Source organism: Streptomyces sp. NPDC003720, from assembly GCF_042875075.1.
Taxonomy (GTDB): Bacteria; Actinomycetota; Actinomycetes; order Streptomycetales; family Streptomycetaceae; genus Streptomyces.
In genome coordinates this window covers 302,837-320,337 of record NZ_JBIANZ010000004.1, presented here as the reverse complement: position 1 = coordinate 320,337, position 17,501 = coordinate 302,837, and the positions used below count along the sequence as shown (strand labels likewise).

Annotated in this window: 15 protein-coding genes; 8 read left to right on the top strand and 7 right to left on the bottom strand. The window is 71.8% G+C overall.

Annotated elements, in window-relative coordinates:
• Positions 1–65 precede the first annotated feature (65 nt).
• Together ACFYU0_RS13215 and ACFYU0_RS13210 are read right to left on the bottom strand one after the other, a co-directional pair.
• Positions 66–1,682: a sensor histidine kinase gene (locus ACFYU0_RS13215; RefSeq protein ID WP_389300416.1), complete on the bottom strand. Its 1,617-nt coding sequence runs from the start codon at positions 1,680–1,682 to the stop codon at positions 66–68.
• Positions 1,679–2,401: a response regulator transcription factor gene (locus ACFYU0_RS13210; protein ID WP_351662076.1), complete on the bottom strand. Its 723-nt coding sequence runs from the start codon at positions 2,399–2,401 to the stop codon at positions 1,679–1,681. The genes ACFYU0_RS13215 and ACFYU0_RS13210 overlap by 4 nt, the downstream gene beginning before the upstream one ends.
• 383 nt (positions 2,402–2,784) lie before the next feature.
• Here ACFYU0_RS13210 and ACFYU0_RS13205 point away from each other — a divergent pair, with 383 nt between their 5' ends.
• Positions 2,785–3,141, top strand: a complete 357-nt coding sequence (locus tag ACFYU0_RS13205) for an SH3 domain-containing protein (RefSeq protein WP_351662074.1) — start codon at positions 2,785–2,787, stop codon at positions 3,139–3,141.
• Between the two features lie 103 nt (positions 3,142–3,244).
• Here ACFYU0_RS13205 and aspS read toward each other — a convergent pair whose 3' ends face one another.
• Positions 3,245–5,008, bottom strand: a complete 1,764-nt coding sequence (aspS, locus tag ACFYU0_RS13200; RefSeq protein WP_351662071.1) for an aspartate--tRNA ligase — start codon at positions 5,006–5,008, stop codon at positions 3,245–3,247.
• Positions 5,009–5,184: 176 nt separating this feature from the next.
• Between aspS and ACFYU0_RS13195 the strand changes: the two genes are divergently transcribed.
• Positions 5,185–7,308 carry a SpoIIE family protein phosphatase gene (locus ACFYU0_RS13195; protein ID WP_389300411.1) on the top strand — a complete coding sequence of 708 codons (2,124 nt, stop codon included), beginning with the start codon at positions 5,185–5,187 and terminating at the stop codon, positions 7,306–7,308.
• Here the strand turns inward: ACFYU0_RS13195 and ACFYU0_RS13190 are convergent.
• The 3 genes from ACFYU0_RS13190 to ACFYU0_RS13180 form a co-directional block, all read right to left on the bottom strand.
• Positions 7,278–8,324 (bottom strand): AI-2E family transporter, encoded by a 1,047-nt coding sequence (locus tag ACFYU0_RS13190; protein WP_351662068.1) that lies wholly within the window; start codon positions 8,322–8,324, stop codon positions 7,278–7,280. The two genes, ACFYU0_RS13195 and ACFYU0_RS13190, sit on opposite strands and share 31 nt — an antisense overlap.
• A gap of 143 nt (positions 8,325–8,467) precedes the next feature.
• Positions 8,468–9,445: a pirin family protein gene (locus ACFYU0_RS13185; protein ID WP_389300407.1), complete on the bottom strand. Its 978-nt coding sequence runs from the start codon at positions 9,443–9,445 to the stop codon at positions 8,468–8,470.
• 137 nt (positions 9,446–9,582) lie between these two features.
• Complete coding sequence (locus ACFYU0_RS13180) at positions 9,583–10,056, bottom strand: SseB family protein (protein WP_351662062.1); 474 nt, start codon at positions 10,054–10,056, stop codon at positions 9,583–9,585.
• 143 nt (positions 10,057–10,199) lie between these two features.
• On the opposite strand from ACFYU0_RS13180, the gene ACFYU0_RS13175 reads away from it, so the two are divergent.
• The 4 genes from ACFYU0_RS13175 to ACFYU0_RS13160 all read left to right on the top strand — a co-directional run bounded on the left by ACFYU0_RS13175 (position 10,200) and on the right by ACFYU0_RS13160 (position 14,388).
• Positions 10,200–12,026, top strand: a complete 1,827-nt coding sequence (locus ACFYU0_RS13175) for an acyl-CoA dehydrogenase (protein WP_389300404.1) — start codon at positions 10,200–10,202, stop codon at positions 12,024–12,026.
• A 124-nt stretch (positions 12,027–12,150) separates the two neighbouring features.
• Positions 12,151–13,449 carry a M18 family aminopeptidase gene (locus tag ACFYU0_RS13170; RefSeq protein WP_389300402.1) on the top strand — a complete coding sequence of 433 codons (1,299 nt, stop codon included), beginning with the start codon at positions 12,151–12,153 and terminating at the stop codon, positions 13,447–13,449.
• Between the two features lie 119 nt (positions 13,450–13,568).
• The gene (locus tag ACFYU0_RS13165; protein ID WP_351662053.1) at positions 13,569–13,823 is read left to right on the top strand and encodes a DUF6458 family protein; all 255 of its coding nucleotides are present in this window, start codon (positions 13,569–13,571) and stop codon (positions 13,821–13,823) included.
• A 73-nt stretch (positions 13,824–13,896) separates the two neighbouring features.
• Positions 13,897–14,388 (top strand): LURP-one-related family protein, encoded by a 492-nt coding sequence (locus ACFYU0_RS13160; RefSeq protein ID WP_351662050.1) that lies wholly within the window; start codon positions 13,897–13,899, stop codon positions 14,386–14,388.
• Between the two features lie 50 nt (positions 14,389–14,438).
• Here ACFYU0_RS13160 and ACFYU0_RS13155 read toward each other — a convergent pair whose 3' ends face one another.
• The gene (locus ACFYU0_RS13155; protein WP_389300398.1) at positions 14,439–15,278 is read right to left on the bottom strand and encodes a carbon-nitrogen family hydrolase; all 840 of its coding nucleotides are present in this window, start codon (positions 15,276–15,278) and stop codon (positions 14,439–14,441) included.
• A gap of 217 nt (positions 15,279–15,495) precedes the next feature.
• Between ACFYU0_RS13155 and ACFYU0_RS13150 the strand changes: the two genes are divergently transcribed.
• Positions 15,496–16,320 (top strand): maleylpyruvate isomerase family mycothiol-dependent enzyme, encoded by an 825-nt coding sequence (locus tag ACFYU0_RS13150; protein ID WP_351662044.1) that lies wholly within the window; start codon positions 15,496–15,498, stop codon positions 16,318–16,320.
• Between the two features lie 352 nt (positions 16,321–16,672).
• Complete coding sequence (locus ACFYU0_RS13145; protein WP_389300396.1) at positions 16,673–17,431, top strand: SAM-dependent methyltransferase; 759 nt, start codon at positions 16,673–16,675, stop codon at positions 17,429–17,431.
• The last annotated feature ends 70 nt before the right edge of the window (positions 17,432–17,501 follow it).

The window sequence follows — 17,501 nt, the reverse complement described above, 5'->3', positions numbered from 1 at the left end:
CGACCGCCGGTTCGCTCCAGGTCCGGTCCCCGCGTCACCGGACCGGCGCACGACCGCCGCGTCCCTCAGTCCAGCGCCCGCAGCGTCACCGTGAACGTGGTCCCGGTGCCCGGACGGCTCGTGACCTCGATCGTGCCTTCGTGGTCGGTGACGATCTGGCGGGCGATGGCGAGGCCGAGGCCGCTGCCTCCCGTGGTGCGGCCGCGCGCGGGGTCCGCGCGCCAGAAGCGGTCGAAGAGGCGGGGCAGCTGCTCGGCGGGGATCCCCTTGCCGGTGTCCCGCACGAGGAGCACCGCCGTGCCGTCCCGGCGCTCGGCGCGGAGGGTCACCGTCCCGCCGGGCGCGGTGGCCCGCAGCGCGTTGCCGACCAGGTTGCCGACCACCTGCCGCAGCCGGTCGGCGTCGGCGTGGACCCGTACCGGACGGGGCGCCTCGGTCCGCAGCGCCACACCGGCGGCCTCCGCCTGCGCCAGATGGGCGGTGCGGCTGGTCTCCAGCAGGTCGCCGAGGTCCACCACGGCCCGGTGGTAGGTGAGCGCCCCCGCCTCGGCCAGCGCCAAATCCTGGAGGTCGTCGACGATCCGCTGCTGCAGCATCGCCTCCTCGTGCAGGGAGTCGAGCAGTTCGGGCGTCGGTTCGACCACGCCGTCCCGCAGCGCCTCCAGGTAACCGCGCACGTTGGCGAGCGGGGTGCGCAGTTCGTGGGCGATGTCGGCGGTGAGCCGGCGCTGGCGGTCCTCGGCGGCCTGCAGCGAGTGGGCCATGCGGTTGAACGCCCGGCCCAGTTCGGCCATCTCGTCCCGTCCGGAGACCGGCACCCGCCGTTCCAGTTCGCCCTCGCCGAGGTCCCGGGCGGCCGAGGTCAGGGCCCGCACCGGCCGCAGCACGGCCCGGCTGAGCAGCAGCGCGCCGAGCACGGCGACCAGGGCGACACCGGAGGCGACCGCCACGGTCGGTGCGGCGGCGAGGCCGGCCGGGGCCTCGCCCCGGAAGCCGAGCCCCACCTGGAGGCGCGGCGGGGCGAGGGTGGCGGTCCGTTCGTTGAAGACCCGCTGCAGGCAGGCGGTGAGGCGCTGTTCGCCGGAGCAGCGCGAGACGGCCGCGTGGTCCTCGCCCGCCCGGGGGTCGGCTCCGGGGTCGGGCCGGACACACCGGGCCTGGTCCCGGTCGGTGCTGATCCGGGGGATGCCGGTCCGTCCGGTCCGGGCGGTGACCTGCGCGCCGGCCCTGGTCAGGCAGGTGGCGTAGGTGACGGCGGACCGGTAGTCGGCGATCGCGGCCACCGTCCGCTTGACCGAGGCGAGGGGTACGGAGTTCTCCGGCAGCTGCAGTCTCGGCCGGGGATCGACGAGGAGGGGCGGCTGTCCGCCGACCGGGCGCGGGGTGCGGCCGGCCAGGGTGTCGGAGTCGGCGAGCAGGACGTCCGTCTCGGTGGTGACCCGGATCCGCTGGCCGGTGTCCGCCGCCAGTCTCCGCACGGTCGGGGCCACCCCGTCCCAGGTGCCGTGCCGCAGGCCGTACGACTGGAGGGCGTCGGTGATCCGCGCCACGTCCTGGCGTCCGGCGGTCACCGAGTCCCGTGCCTGGCTGGCGGCCTGCCGTAACGTCAGCCAGGCGGTGGCGCCCGTGGCGGTCAGGGCGATCAGGGCCAGCAGGCCCAGCACCCGCAGCCGGAAGCTCACCGCGTCCCGCCGTCCGGCGCCGGCGTCCCGGGCGGCCGCGTCGCCAGGCGGTAGCCCCGTCCGTACACGGTCTCCACGTACCGGGTCCCGTCGCGGCCCCGCTCCAGCTTCCGCCGCAGGTTCATCACGTGCGCGTCCACGGTGCGCTCCAGCACGTTCTGGTCGAACCCGAAGACCCGGTCGATGATCTGGGCCCGGGTGAAGGCCCGCCCCGGCTCGCCCGCGAGCACGGCGAGGATCGCGAACTCCTTGCCGGTGAGCGGCACCGGCTCACCGGCCGCCCGTACCTCGAAGCGGGCGGTGTCGATCACCAGGTCCCCGACCGTGAGCAGGGCGGGCCGTTCGCCCTCGGCGGCCCGGGCCCGGCGCAGCAGCGCCCGCACCCGGGCGGTCAGTTCGCGGGGGCTGTACGGCTTGGTCATGTAGTCGTCGGCGCCGAGGTCGAGGCCGAGCAGCAGGTCCTCCTCGGTGCTGCGGGCGGTCAGCAGCAGGATCGGCACCCGGGAGTCCATGCGCAGGATGCGGCAGACGTCGAGTCCGTCGACGTCCGGCATCATCACGTCGAGGACGATCAGGTCCGGCCGGGAGGCGCGGGCCCGGTCGATCGCGGAGCGTCCGTCGGCCACGAGCTGGACGTCGTGGCCCTCCCGTTCCAGGTAGATACGGATGAGTTGCGCCTGTTTCACGTCGTCCTCGGCCACCAGTATGCGAGCGGGCAACGCGACTCCTTCGCCTGGGATTCCACACCGTACCGGATTGCACCCGTGCTGTTCAGGGGCGGATACGGGGCATTCTCTTCCGCCGCCGGCCGGTAACGGGAATTGCGGAACCGGCGGATCCACGGGCAGGCGGCACGACCAATTCCAGCCGAACGGCCACCCCGCTCAGGGTTGTACGCATGTCACACAACGGCACAGGAATGACCTATTCCCCCATCATTTCTTTTCGGTCGCACATCGAACAGAAACGGACATCCCTTATCGGAAGCATTTCTTCAGTCCGTCCGGCACCGAATCGTACTAGTGCCACTCGGGACCCGGACGACCCCGGGTGACGCGAAAGGAAAAGCGACAACGACAAGAACAACGACGATGGGGGTTCAATGAAGCGTCGATTCGCAGTCGTTCTGCCCACGCTCGTGGCGGTGGCCGCGAGCCTGCCGATCGCCCTGGCGACCACGCCGGCCTCGGCGGCCGCGTCCTGCGGCAAGACCGTGGCGGACAAGGACTCGAGCGCCTGGAACAAGACGGCGGACGGGGCCAACGAGCGCAGCGGCTCCAGCACCAGCTGTGCGATCAACGGGATCGCCTACTCCACCCAGCGGCTGGACTACCACTGCTACACGGTCGCCGGCGACTACACCTGGACGTACGCCCGCAACGACAGCACAGGGGTGTACGGCTGGATCCGCGACGACCTGCTGAGCGACTACGGCAGCTCGGTGTACTGCGGATTCTGATACCGCTGAACGGATTCCGCACCGGAATCCGGGAACGGCAGAAAAAAGGGCGGCCCCCCTGCGGGGGCCGCCCCTCTGATCCGTCCCGAGAACGGAGCGCGGATTACTTGGGCTGCGGCTTCCGGACGGAGAGGTGCAGCTCGCGCAGGCGCGACTCGTCCAGCTCGGTCGGCGCGCCCATCATCAGGTCCTGGGCGTTGCCGTTGAGCGGGAAGGAGATCGTCTCGCGAATGTTGGGCTCGTCCGCGAGGAGCATGACGATCCGGTCCACGCCGGGCGCGATTCCGCCGTGCGGCGGGGCACCGAAGCGGAAGGCGCGGAGCATGCCCGCGAACTTCTCCTCGACCGTCTCGCGGTCGTAACCCGCGATCTCGAAGGCCTTGAGCATGATCTCCGGCTCGTGGTTCCGGATGGCGCCGGAGGACAGCTCGACACCGTTGCAGACGATGTCGTACTGCCAGCCGAGGATGTCCAGCGGGTCCTGGGTCTGCAGGGCCTCAAGGCCGCCCTGCGGCATCGAGAACGGGTTGTGCGAGAAGTCGATCGCGCCGGTGTCCTCGTCCTTCTCGTACATCGGGAAGTCGACGATCCAGCAGAAACGGAAGACGTTCTCCTCGAACTGACCGGAGCGCCTGGCGGCCTCGACCCGCACCGCACCCATGATCTTCGAGACCTCGTCGAACTCGCCGGCGCCGAAGAAGATGGCGTGGCCGGGCGCCAGCGACAGGCGCTTGGTCAGCTCGGCGACGTTCTCCTCGGTCAGGAACTTGGCGATCGGGCCGGTCAGCGTCCCGTCCTCGCCGACGCGCACCCACGCCAGGCCCTTCGCGCCCAGCGAGACGGCGAAGTCACCGAGCTGGTCGAAGAACTTGCGCGGCTGGTCCTGGACCGCCGGCACGGGCAGCGCCCGCACGTGCTTGCCGGCGAAGGCCTTGAACTCCGAGCCCTCGAACACGTCGGTGATGTCGACGAGCTCCAGCTTGGCGCGCAGGTCCGGCTTGTCGGAGCCGTACTTCAGCATCGCCTCACGGAACGGGATGCGCGGGAACGGGGAGGTGACGTGGCGGCCGCCGCCGAACTCCTCGAACAGCTCCGTCATGAGCTTCTCGATGGGCTGGAAGACGTCCTCCTGCTCCACGAAGCTCATCTCGACGTCGAGCTGGTAGAACTCGCCCGGCGAGCGGTCGGCGCGGGCGTCCTCGTCACGGAAGCAGGGGGCGATCTGGAAGTACCGGTCGAAGCCGGAGATCATCAGCAGCTGCTTGAACTGCTGCGGGGCCTGCGGCAGCGCGTAGAACTTGCCGGGGTGGACCCGGGAGGGCACGACGTAGTCGCGGGCGCCCTCGGGGGAGGTGGCGGACAGGATGGGCGTCGCCATCTCGTTGAAGCCCATCACCGCCATCTTCTGGCGCATGGCGGAGATGACCGCCGTGCGCAGCATGATGTTGCGGTGCATGCGCTCGCGGCGCAGGTCCAGGAAGCGGTACTCCAGGCGCCGCTCCTCGTTGACCCCGTCCTCGGCGTTGATGGTGAAGGGCAGCGGGGCCGCCGCGCCGAGCAGCTCGACCTCGGAGACCTCGACCTCGATCTCACCGGTGGGCAGGTCGGCGTTCACGTTCTCGGTTCCACGTGAAACCACGCGGCCGTCGACGCGGACCGTGGACTCCTTGGAGAGCTTGTCCAGGGCCTCGTACGAGGGCGTGCCGGGACGGGCCACGAGCTGCGTGATGCCGTAGTGGTCGCGCAGATCGATGAAGAGGATGCCGCCCAGGTCGCGCCGATTGTGCAGCCAGCCACTCAGCCGGACGTCGGTGCCGACGTCAGAGGCGCGGAGCTGGCCGCAGGTGTGGGACCTGTACCGATGCATCGTCGTTCATCGTCCTTCGTGGTGGGGTGATGAGTGCCGGGACTGCCGCCCCGGCGGGGGCCGGGCACGGGGCCCGGACCCATCAAGGGTACCGGGCACGCCAAGATCGGCTCCCCACCATTTACGGCGTCCGCCAAGGGTGGCAGTTATCGAGCACATCTCCTTAAATGGGGGCAATGCGTACAGGCGAGTCTCTGCCGTCCGTGGGTGACGTCCTCGCCGCCCTCGCGACCGGGTTGTGGCACTGGGACACCGCCGCCGGACTGGTCACCGTGGACGGGGAGGCGGCGCGGCTGCTCGGGCTGCCCCCGGAGCCGGTCACCCTCACCGAGAACCAGACCCGGGCACGGCTCCACCCGGAGGACTGGAACGAGATCACCGGAGTGGTGCCGCTGGCGGTCGACGAGGGCACGCTGGCCGAGGTGCGGATCCGGATCATGGACGAGGAGGGCCAGGTCGTACGGGTCGTCCGCAGCCGCTCGAAGCCGTCCTTCGACCCGGACCGGCGGGCGTACGAACTGATCGGGACGCTCCAGGAGGTCACCGAGCCCACCCCGGGCACCGCGGCGGCCCGCAACGCGGTCACCGGCGACTGGCGCCGCTCACGGGAGGCGTTCCTGCTGGACGCCGGCCGGGCCCTGGCGGAGGCGCGCTCCACGGCGGAGGTGCTGCGGGTCGCGGCCGGACTGTCCATGCCCGGGTTCTCCCCGGACGGTCTCGCGGTGTTCGGCGTGGAGGGCGAGCGGCTGACGGTGATCGGCCACCACGGGCAGCAGCCCGGTGAGGACGGCCCCTTCCTGCACATGCCGCTCAGCGCGGACTACCCGGCGGCCGAGGTGGTCCGCACCGGCCGGGCCGTCTACCTCTCCTCCCCCGAGCAGTACCGGGCGCGCTACCCCGTCACCTGGCCCCTCGCCCGGCACTTCGAGCGCCGTTCCTGGGCGTTCCTGCCGCTCACGGCGGCCGGGCGCACCATGGGCGCCTGGATGGCGGCCTTCACCTACCCGGTCGCCTTCACCCCGGACGAGCGCGCGGTCCTGACGACGGTCGCCCGGATGCTCGCCCAGGCCCTGAACCGGGCCGGCGCCGCCGACACCCAGCGGGAGCTGACCGAGGGACTGCAGCGCTCCATGCTGCCGTCGCTGGGCCCGGAGATCCCAGGGATGACGGTGGCCGCCCGCTACATCCCGACCGGGGGCGGGCTGCAGGTCGGCGGCGACTGGTACGACATGATCCCGCTGCCCGCCGGGAGGTTCGCACTGGCCATCGGCGACGTCCAGGGGCATGACGTCCGGGCGGCGGGCCTGATGGGCCAGCTCCGCATCGCGCTGCGCGCCTACGCCTCCGAGGGGCACCGCCCGGACGCGGTGCTCTCCCGCGCCGCCCGCTTCCTGCACGGCATCACCCACGACGAGCACATGACCGACGTGCGCTTCGCGACCTGCCTCTACGTCGAGGCCGATCCGGCGACCGGCATGCTGGAGATCGCCCGCGCCGGGCATCCGGACCCGGCGATCCGGATGGCCGACGGCACGGTGATGATGCGCCCCACGGCCGGCGGGGTGCCGCTGGGCGTCGACCCGGACGCCGACTACCCGACCACCCGGTTCACGCTGGAGCCCGGCGAGACCCTGATGCTGTGCACCGACGGCCTGATCGAGACCGGCGGCCACGACATGGAGAGCGGCTGGCGGCGCATACGCGCGATCCTCGAGGCGCACACCGGGGATCTGGAGTCGCTGGCCGACGCGCTGGTGCAGGGCGTGCACGGACCGTCGTCGCACCACACCACCGGCCCGCTCGCCGACCGCCGCGAGGACGACATCGCGCTGCTGCTGCTGTGCCGGCAGGGCGCGGGCTGCGGCCGCGACGACACGCTGACCGTGCAGCCCCGGCTGCGGCGCACCCTGCTGCCCGTGGCCCAGGACGAGCCCGAGCGGATCGCCGAGGCCCGCCGGCACCTGCGCGAGCTGCTGCACGACTGGGTGTCGGCCGAGCAGGTGGACTCCGCGGTGCTGCTGGTCTCCGAGATGGTCACCAACGTCCTCGTGCACACCGACGCGGACGCGCTGCTGCTCGCCGAGGTGGCCGGGGAGCCGGGCGGGCGCCGGCTGCGGGTGGAGGTCACGGACTCCGGCGACGACCTCCCGCACCGGCGCCGGCCCGGGGAGCTGGCCTCCTCCGGCCGCGGCCTGATGCTGATCGAGCTGCTCGCGGACCTGTGGGGGGTGGACCCGCGCGGCAAGGGCAAGAGCATCTGGTTCGAGCTCTACGAGTCCGGCGGCCCGGCCGCCGTGTGACGCTCACGCAGCTCGTTCACGACGCCGACGGCGGCCGCGGTCAGCGGCACCGAGAGCAGCATGCCGAGGATGCCCGCGACGGACGCCCCTGCGGTGATCGCCAGCAGCACCACCGCGGGGTGCATGTGCACGGTCCGGCTCTGGATGGCCGGCTGGAGCACGTGCCCCTCCAGCACCTGCACCGCGAGCACCACCCCCAGCGCCCACAGCGCGATGACGAGGCCGCGGTCGGCGAGGGCGACCAGCACGGCCACCGCGCCGGAGATGAAGGCGCCGAGGTAGGGGATGTAGGCGCCGACGAAGACGAGCGCGCCGAGCCCGATCGCGCCGGGCACCCGCAGGATCAGCAGGCCGACGGTGATGCAGACGGCGTCGATGAGCGCGATGACCGTGGTGCCCCGCATGAACCCCTGCACCGCGCCGAAGGCACGTCGCGCCAGCGCCTCCAGGGTGTCGCCCAGCGGGCCGGGCGCGACGATCCGGAGCGCCCCGGCCGCCCGGTGGGAGTCGCGCAGGAAGAAGAAGACGAGCAGCAGCGCGAGCAGGGCCATGGCCAGGTACTCACCCACCACGCCGACCCCGCTGATGACGTTGGAGGCCGCGGTCCCGCCGTACTTGCCCAGCAGCTTCTTGGCGTTGCCGATCAGGTCGTCCAGCCCGGTCCCGGCGGCCCCGAAGTGCTTCGTCAGGGCCCTGACGCCCTGCCGTACCGACGCGATGATCTGGTCACCGGTGTCGACGAGCGCGGCGACCACGATGTACACGGCGCCGCCGACCACGGCCACCACGGCGACGCAGGTCAGCGCGGCGGCGAGGGAGCGCTGCACCTTGGCCTTCACCAGCCGCCGGTACAGCGGGCCGAGCAGCGCGGTCCCGAGCAGCGCGAGCAGCACCGGCACGACGGCGGTGCGCAGCACCGCGCACAGCCGGATCACCACCCAGCCGACCCCGGCGACCAGCAGCACGACGGCACACCAGGCGGCGAGACGGCGCACGGACTCGGGCAGCAGCGACACATCCCCAGCGGATCACGCCACCGGGCCGCCTGTCCTGCCGCACGGGACCGGCCGGGTGAGGGGGCCGGCGCCCGGGGCCCCGCACATGCCCGTCGCCTGGTCCGCTCGGCGAGCGGACCAGGCGACGGGGTGGAGGGGGCGGGTCAGGCCTGGGGGCCCTTCGGGGTCATGCCGTGCACGGCCGGGACCGTGCCGAGGCGGCCCTTCTGGAAGTCCTCGAAGGCCTGCATCAGCTCTTCCTTGGTGTTCATGACGAACGGGCCGTAGTGCGCCATGGGCTCACGGATGGGCTGTCCGCCGAGGAGGACGACCTCCAGGTCGGGGGTGTGCGAGTCCTGCCGCTCGTCCGCGCGGACCGTCAGGGCACCGCCCGCGCCGAAGACGGCGGTCTGGCCCAGGTGGATCGGCCGGCGCTCGGCGCCGACGCTGCCGCGGCCCGCCATGACGTAGGCGAGGCCGTTGAAGTCCCCGCGCCAGGGCAGGGTGATCTCGGCGCCGGGGGCCAGGGTCGCGTGGATCATCGTGATCGGCGTGTGCGTGATGCCGGGGCCCGCGTGACCGTCCAGCTCGCCCGCGATGACCCGCAGCAGCGCGCCGCCGTCCGGGCTGGTCAGCAGCTGGACGCTGCCGCCGCGGATGTCCTGGTAGCGCGGGGCCATCATCTTGTCCCTGGCCGGGAGGTTCACCCACAGCTGCAGGCCGTGGAAGAGGCCGCCGGACATGACGAGCTGCTCCGGCGGGGCCTCGATGTGCAGCAGGCCCGAGCCCGCGGTCATCCACTGGGTGTCGCCGTTGGTGATGGTGCCGCCACCGCCGTTGGAGTCCTGGTGGTCGAAGATCCCGTCGATGATGTAGGTGACGGTCTCGAAGCCGCGGTGCGGGTGCCAGGGGGTGCCCTTGGGCTCGCCCGGCGCGTACTCCACCTCGCCCATCTGGTCCATCATGATGAACGGGTCGAGGTGCCGGTAGTTGATCCCGGCGAACGCCCGGCGCACCGGGAAGCCCTCGCCCTCGAAACCGCCCGGGGCGGTCGTGACGGAGAGCACGGGCCGAGCCACCGCGTCGGCGGGAGCGGTCACGCGGGGCAGGGTCAGCGGGTTCTCGACGGTCACTGCAGGCATGGTCGGTACCTCCTTGTGCGCCCAGTTTAGTTGAGCGTTGAACTTTCTGCCACCCCACAACAGAGCGAGCCCGGAGGGTATTCCCTCCGGGCTCGCAGCGGGGTGCGGGCCGGCCGCCGTCCGCGCGGCAACGGCGGCTAGCCGTACATCCGGCGCATGGCGAAGTCGACCATCTGCTCGACCGCCTTGGCGTCGAACACCATCCGGTGCTCGCCCTCCATGTCCAGGACGAAGCCGTAGCCGCTCGGCAGCAGGTCGATCACCTCGGAGCCGGTGATCACGAAGTACTTGGACTCCTTGCCCGCGTACCGGCGCAGCTCCTTGAGCGAGGTGAACATCGGGATCACCGGCTGCTGGGTGTTGTGCAGGGCGAGGAAGCCGGGGGTGTCGCCGCGCGGGCAGTACACCTTCGACGTGGCGAAGATCTGCTGGAAGTCCTCGGCGGGCATCTGCCCGGTGGTGAAGGCGCGCACCGCGTCCGCCAGCGAGGGTGGGGACGGCTCCGGATAGAGCGGCGGCTGCTGGCCGTACCCGCCTGCACCGCCCTGCTGCGGGGGGACGTAACTCTGCTGAGCGGCGCCACCGTCCATGGGCTGGCCGTATCCGTACATGCGCAGAAGAGTACTCAGTCACAGATGACGGAATCGGGCTTGCGTCTTATTACCGACGGGTAGCATCATCGTAGCTACTTGTTGGTACGTGAACCAGATGCGAGGAGACAGTGCCTCGCCGAGTCCGATACGGAGCCGTCACCATGGGGCACTACAAGCCGAACCTCCGCGACATCGAGTTCAACCTGTTCGAGGTGCTCGGGCGCGACAAGCTGTACGGAACCGGCCCGTTCGGCGAGATGGACACGGACACCGCCAAGAGCGTCCTGGAGGAGCTGACCCGCCTCGCGGAGAACGAGCTCGCCGAGTCGTTCGCGGACGCGGACCGCAACCCGCCGGTCTTCGACCCGGAGACGAACACCGCGCCCGTCCCGGCGTCCTTCAAGAAGAGCTACAAGGCGTTCATGGACTCCGAGTACTGGCGTCTGGGCCTGCCCGAGGAGATCGGCGGCACGACGGCCCCGCCGTCCCTGATCTGGGCCTACGCCGAACTCGTCCTCGGCTCGAACCCGGCCGTGTGGATGTACTCCTCCGGCCCGGCGTTCGCCGGCATCCTCTTCGACGAGGGCAACGACGTCCAGAAGAAGATCGCGCAGATCGCGGTGGAGCGCACCTGGGGCTCCACCATGGTGCTCACCGAGCCCGACGCGGGCTCCGACGTCGGCGCCGGCCGCACCAAGGCGGTCCAGCAGGAGGACGGCTCCTGGCACATCGAGGGCGTGAAGCGCTTCATCACGTCCGGTGAGCACGACATGGAGGAGAACATCCTCCACTACGTGCTCGCGCGTCCCGAGGGCGCCGGTCCCGGCACCAAGGGCCTGTCCCTCTTCCTCGTCCCGAAGTACCTCTTCGACTTCGAGACCGGCGAGCTGGGCGAGCGCAACGGCGTCTACGCCACCAACGTCGAGCACAAGATGGGCCTGAAGGCGTCCAACACCTGCGAGATGACCTTCGGCGACCGGCACCCGGCCAAGGCCTGGCTGATCGGTGACAAGCACGACGGCATCCGCCAGATGTTCCGCATCATCGAGTTCGCCCGCATGATGGTCGGCACGAAGGCGATCTCCACCCTCTCCACGGGCTACCTCAACGCCCTGGAGTACGCCAAGGAGCGCGTCCAGGGCCCGGACCTGGCGAACTTCATGGACAAGACCGCGCCCAAGGTCACCATCACCCACCACCCCGACGTCCGCCGCTCGCTGATGACGCAGAAGGCGTACGCCGAGGGCATGCGCGCCCTCGTCCTCTACACGGCCTCGATCCAGGACGCCATCGCCGTCAAGGAGGCGAACGGCGAGGACGCCAAGGCCGAGCACGCGCTCAACGACCTGCTCCTGCCCATCGTCAAGGGCTACGGCTCCGAGAAGGGCTACGAGCAGCTCGCCCAGTCGCTGCAGACCTTCGGCGGCTCCGGCTTCCTGCAGGAGTACCCGATCGAGCAGTACATCCGCGACGCCAAGATCGACACCCTGTACGAGGGCACGACCGCGATCCAGGGCCAGGACTTCTTCTTCCGGAAGATCGTCCGCAACCAGGGCGCCGCGCTGAACTCGCTCGCCGAGGACATCAAGAAGTTCCTGGCGCTCGGCACCGGCGGCGAGGAGCTGGCGGGCGCCCGCGAGCACCTCGCAAAGGCGGCCGTCGAGCTGGAGGCCATCGTCGGCCTGATGCTGACCGACCTCGCGGCCACCGAGCAGGACGTCAAGAACATCTACAAGGTCGGCCTGAACACCAGCCGCCTGCTGCTCGCCTCCGGCGACGTCGTGGTCGGCTACCTGCTGCTGAAGGGCGCCGCCGTCGCCGCCGAGAAGCTGCAGACCGCCTCCGCCAAGGACAAGGCGTTCTACACCGGCAAGATCGCGGCGGCGAAGTTCTTCGCGGCCAACGTCCTGCCCGGCCTCACCCTGGCCCGCAAGATCTCGGAGAACGTCGAGCTGGACCTGATGGAGCTGGACGAGGCCGCCTTCTAGGACGACCTCGGGCCGGTCCTGGGCCGGCCGCGTGCCGGAAGGCCCGTTCCGCATCCACCGATCGCAGCCGTGGGCCCGCTCCCGTACCGGGGGGCGGGCCCACGCACGTCGTTAAGGTAAGCCCATGAGCGCACCAGCCCGCTTCGATCGCGGCCACACCGACGACCTGATGACCTTCCTGGCGGCGAGCCCGTCGCCGTACCACGCCGTGGCGAACACCGCCGAGCGGCTGGAGAAGGCGGGCTTCCGGCAGGTCGCCGAGACGGACGCCTGGGACGGGACGAGCGGCGGCAAGTACGTGCTGCGCGGCGGGGCGATCGTCGCCTGGTACGTCCCCGAGGGCGCCGCCCCGCACACCCCCTTCCGCATCATCGGCGCGCACACCGACTCGCCGAACCTGCGGGTCAAGCCGCTGCCCGACACCAGCGCCCACGGCTGGCGGCAGGTCGCGGTGGAGATCTACGGCGGTCCGCTGCTGAACTCCTGGCTCGACCGCGACCTGGGCCTGGCCGGCCGGCTGACCCTGCGCGACGGCAGCACGGTCCTGGTCGACGTGAACCGCCCGCTGCTGCGCGTGCCGCAGCTCGCCATCCACCTGGACCGCGCGGTCAACAGCGAGGGCCTCAAGCTGGACAAGCAGCGCCACCTGCAGCCCGTGTGGGGGCTGGACGACGCCCCGCGCGACGGCGAACTGATCGCCTTCCTGGAGCAGGAGGCCGGCCTGGCGGCGGGCTCGGTGGCCGGCTGGGACCTCATGGTGCACCCGGTCGAGGCGCCGGCCTACCTCGGCCGCGACCGTGAACTGGTCGCCGGTCCCCGGATGGACAACCTGCTGTCCGTGCACGCCGGTACGGCCGCCCTGGCCGCCGCCGCGTCCTCCGGCGCCGCGCTCGGCCACATCCCCGTGCTGGCCGCCTTCGACCACGAGGAGAACGGCTCCCAGTCGGACACCGGCGCGGACGGCCCGCTGCTCGGCTCCGTCCTGGAGCGCTCGGTGTTCGCCCGCGGCGGCTCGTACGAGGACCGAGCCCGGGCCTTCGCCGGCACCGTCTGCCTGTCCTCCGACACCGGCCACGCCGTCCACCCCAACTACGCCGAGCGGCACGACCCGACGCACCACCCCCGGGTCAACGGCGGTCCGATCCTGAAGGTCAACGTCAACAACCGCTACGCCACGGACGGTTCGGGCCGCGCGGTGTTCACCGCCGCCTGCGAGCGGGCCGACGTCCCGTTCCAGAGCTTCGTGTCCAACAACTCCATGCCGTGCGGCACCACCATCGGCCCGATCACCGCGGCCCGGCACGGCATCCGGACCGTCGACATCGGCGTGGCGATCCTGTCGATGCACAGCGCGCGTGAACTGTGCGGCGCCGACGACCCGTTCCTGCTGGCGAACGCGCTGGTGGCGTTCCTGGAGGACTGAGCCGGGACGTCCCGGCGGCCCCTGAGGCCCCGTCACGAGCCGTCCCACACATGTTCGGGGCGGCTCCGGGTACCCGGACGGCACCGGAGATTCCGGAACCGGAAGGGGAGGCGACGACAATGGGCCTCGGCGGTTGCATCATCCTCATCGCCCTGGGTGCCATCCTGACGTTCGCGACGGACTGGCACATGCAGGGAGTCAACCTCGACCTCGTCGGGATCATCTTCATGGCCGTCGGGCTCATCGGCATCGCCACGTTCAGCGGCATCGCCCGGCGCCGTCGGGTCGTGGTGCCCCCGACGCCGGTGGTCGAGGAGGAGCCCCACCACCACCATCACGCCCGCGACGGCTACACCGACGGCTACGGCGTGTGAACCGGGCCCCCGACCGGGGACGGCTTGAAGACGGCTTTGTGACGACGGCCCGAAGCCGGGGAACGGTCACCGCATGAGATTCCTCGTACGCGACCGGCTCCTCGGCATCGGTGACGACTACTGGATCGAGGACGAGCACGGCCAGAAGGTCTTCCTCGTCGACGGCAAGGCCATGCGGCTGCGCGACACCTTCGAACTGAAGGACACCCAGGGGCGCGTCCTCATCGACATCCACCAGAAGATGTTCGCCCTGCGCGACACCATGGTGATCGAACGGGACGGCGAAGGCCTGGCCACGATCCGCCGCAAACGGCTGTCCCTGCTGCGCAACCACTACCGGGTGTCCCTGGCCGACGGGACCGACCTGGACGTCAGCGGCAAGATCCTCGACCGCGAGTTCGCCGTCGAGTACGACGGCGAACTCCTCGCCGTGATCTCCCGGCGCTGGCTGCACGTCCGGGAGACGTACGGCGTCGACGTCGTACGGGAGGACGCGGACCCGGCGCTGCTGATCGCCGTGGCGGTGTGCGTGATCCACCTGGCGGAGAAGGAGCGCGAGGACTGAGCCGGGGCCACGGCCGGGTGGGGACCCCGGCCGTGGCCCCACACCACCGCTCAGCGGCCCCGGCCGCCCACCTGCGTCGGCGGCGCGGGCGGTTCGAGCCCCATCACCCGGTCCTTCAGGGCCGGGAACTGCTCACGGGTCACCGCCACCTTCCCGGGGTCGAACTCCACCGTGAGGACCTCCTCGCCGGCCCCCGCCTCGGCGAGCACCTCGCCCCACGGGTCGACCACGATCGAGTGACCGGCCTGCGGAACTCCGGCGTGCGTCCCGGCCGTTCCACAGGCGAGCACGAACGCCTGGTTCTCCACCGCCCGCGCCTGCGCCAGCAGCGTCCAGTGCGCCCGCCGCCGCTCGGGCCAGCCGGCCGGGATCACCAGCGTCTCGGCGCCCGCGGCCACCAGCGAGCGGAACAGCTCGGGGAAACGCAGGTCGTAGCAGGTGGCGACGCCGAGGGTGGTGCCGGGCAGCCGGACCGTCACCACGTCCCGTCCGGCGCTCATCAGCACGGCCTCGCCCTTGTCGAAGCCGAAGCGGTGGATCTTGCGGTAGGCCGCGGCCAGTTCGCCGGAGGGGGAGAAGACGAGAGAGGTGTTGTAGAGGTCGCCACCGCCCGCTGAGCCGTCGGCCGGGGCGCGTTCCGGGATCGAGCCGGCGTGCAGCCATACGCCCGCGTCGCTCGCGGCCTTGGCCATCACCTCGTACGTCGGTCCCTCGAGCGGTTCGGCCTCCGCGCCGAACTCCTCGTAGGCGAAGGCGCCGGTGGTCCACAGCTCGGGCAGGACCACGAGGTCGGACCCGGCCTGCTCCCGGACCAGGGCGGCCGCCCGCCGCCGTCGGGAGGCCACCGATTCACCCTCGTCCACGGCGATCTGGATCAGCGAGGCGCGCACACTACCACCGTCCTGGCATTCGAGTCGTCCATACAGGCCTACGATCGTCACACGAAAGCACTGCCGGGGTGCCTCGGAGCAGCGTAACTTGGGGGTCCCCCGCTCGAGCGAAGCCGAGAGCCGGGGGGGTGCCACGACACCCGCCGAGTGCAGCCACCGTCCGCCGGCAACGCCGCCACAACCTGCCCGTGTACCGACCGCCGAGGGGTCCCGTTCCGTGAGTCTGCATCCCACCCTCCAGCCCTACGCCGACGCCTGGACCCACTCCATCGAAGCGATATCCGAGCTGGTGCAGCCGCTCCCGGAGGCCGAGTGGAACCGGCGGACCCCGTGCCCGGGCTGGTCCGTCCGCGACGTGGTCTCGCACGTCATCGGCCTGGACTGCGAGATGCTCGGCGACCCGCGGCCCATCCACACCCTGCCCCGCGACCTCTTCCACGTCACCAACCCGCACCAGCGCTACATGGAGATGCAGGTCGACGTCCGCCGTCACCACACGGCGCCGGAGATGACGGCGGAGCTGGAGTACACCGTCATCCGCAGGAACCGCCAGCTGCGCAACGAGTCCCGCGACCCCGGCACCAAGGTGCGCGGCCCGATGGGCACCGAGATCACCCTCGAACACGCGATGCGCACCAGGGCGTTCGACGTGTGGGTTCACGAGCAGGACCTGCGCACGGCCCTCGCCCGCCCCGGCAACCTCGACTCGCCGGGCGCCCACGTCGCCCGCGACATGCTGCTGGAGGCGCTGCCCAGGGTCGTCGCGAAGGACGCGAACGCGCCGCGCAGCTCCGCGATCGTCTTCGACGTGCACGGACCCGTCGAGTTCCTGCGCACGATCCGGGTCGACATCCAGGGCCGCGGCACGCTGGAGACGGCGCCCGCCCTCGGCCCGGCGGCCACCCTCACCCTCGACTGGGAGACCTACGTCCGCCTGTCCTGCGGCAGGGTGTCCCCGGACGCGGTGGCGGACCGGGTGAAGACGGAGGGCGACCCCGAGCTGACGACGGCCATCCTGCGAAGCCTCAGGGTCACGCCGTAGCGGAACGCGGTGCTGCGGACCTCGCGGGGCGGGGCCGCTTCCTGGACGCCGGGCGCTGAGCGGCGGGGCGCGAAAGGCACGAAGGCGCGCTGGACGCGGGGGCGTGCCGTGGGCGGCGCCCGAGCCGCTTCCTGGACGCCGGGGCGTTGACCGCGGGGCGCGGAACGCGCGCAGGCGCGCTGCCCCCCGAGGCGCGTGCTGCGGGCGGGGCTGGGCCGCTCGCTGACGCGGGAGCGCTGGACGCGGGGGCGCGGAGCGCTGAGTGCGTGCGGCGGGCGGAGCCGGTGTGTGCCTGGGCGACGGGGCGCGATATTCCGGTGACCGGGGTCGCCCGGATCGTTAGCGTGCCCGCATGATCGACGACGACGGCCCGCCCCGGCTCACCCGCCTCACCTTCCACGGACCCCTCTCCGCCGCCCGGGCGACGGCGATGGTGCAACGGCTGGCCGCCAGGCGGCCCCGCACCGTCCTGGACATCGGCTGCGGCTGGGGCGAACTGCTGCTCCGCCTGCTGGAGGCCGTGCCCGGGGCCAAGGGTGTCGGCGTGGACGTCAACGGCGAGGACCTGGCCCGCGGGCGGCGCAACGCCGGGGCGCGCGGGCTCACGGACCGGGTGGAGTTCCGCGAGGAGTCCGCGCTGGGCACCCGACGCGGGCCCGCCGACCTGGTGCTGTGCCTGGGCGCGAGCCAGGCGCTGAGCACGGCCGCGTCCCCGGTCGCGGAGGCGCTGCGCGAGCTGCGGCGGCTGGTGGCCGAGGACGGGCGGGTGGTGCTCGGCGAGGGTTTCTGGGAGCGCCCTCCGGCCCCGCACGAGCTGGCCCGGATGTGGCCGGAGGCGTCCGCGGACGATCACTGCGACCTCGGCGCCCTGCTCGACCTCGCCGTCGAGGCGGGCTTCCGGCCCGAGTGGACGGAGACCGCGAGCCGGGAGGAGTGGGAGGAGTTCGAGTCCGCGTACCAGGCGGACGCCGAGGTGTGGCTCGCCGGGCACACCGGCCATCCCTCGGCCGCCGCGGTCCGCGACCGCCTCGACCGGCACCGGGCCCAGTGGATGGCCTACCGGGGCGTACTCGGCCTCGCCTACCTCACGCTGGTCCCGGTGGCCCGCTGACGCGCCCGCGGGAGGCCTCCGCGCGCCTCGTCGAACCGAATGCCCGGCGGGCGCCCGCTGGGGGCCCGCC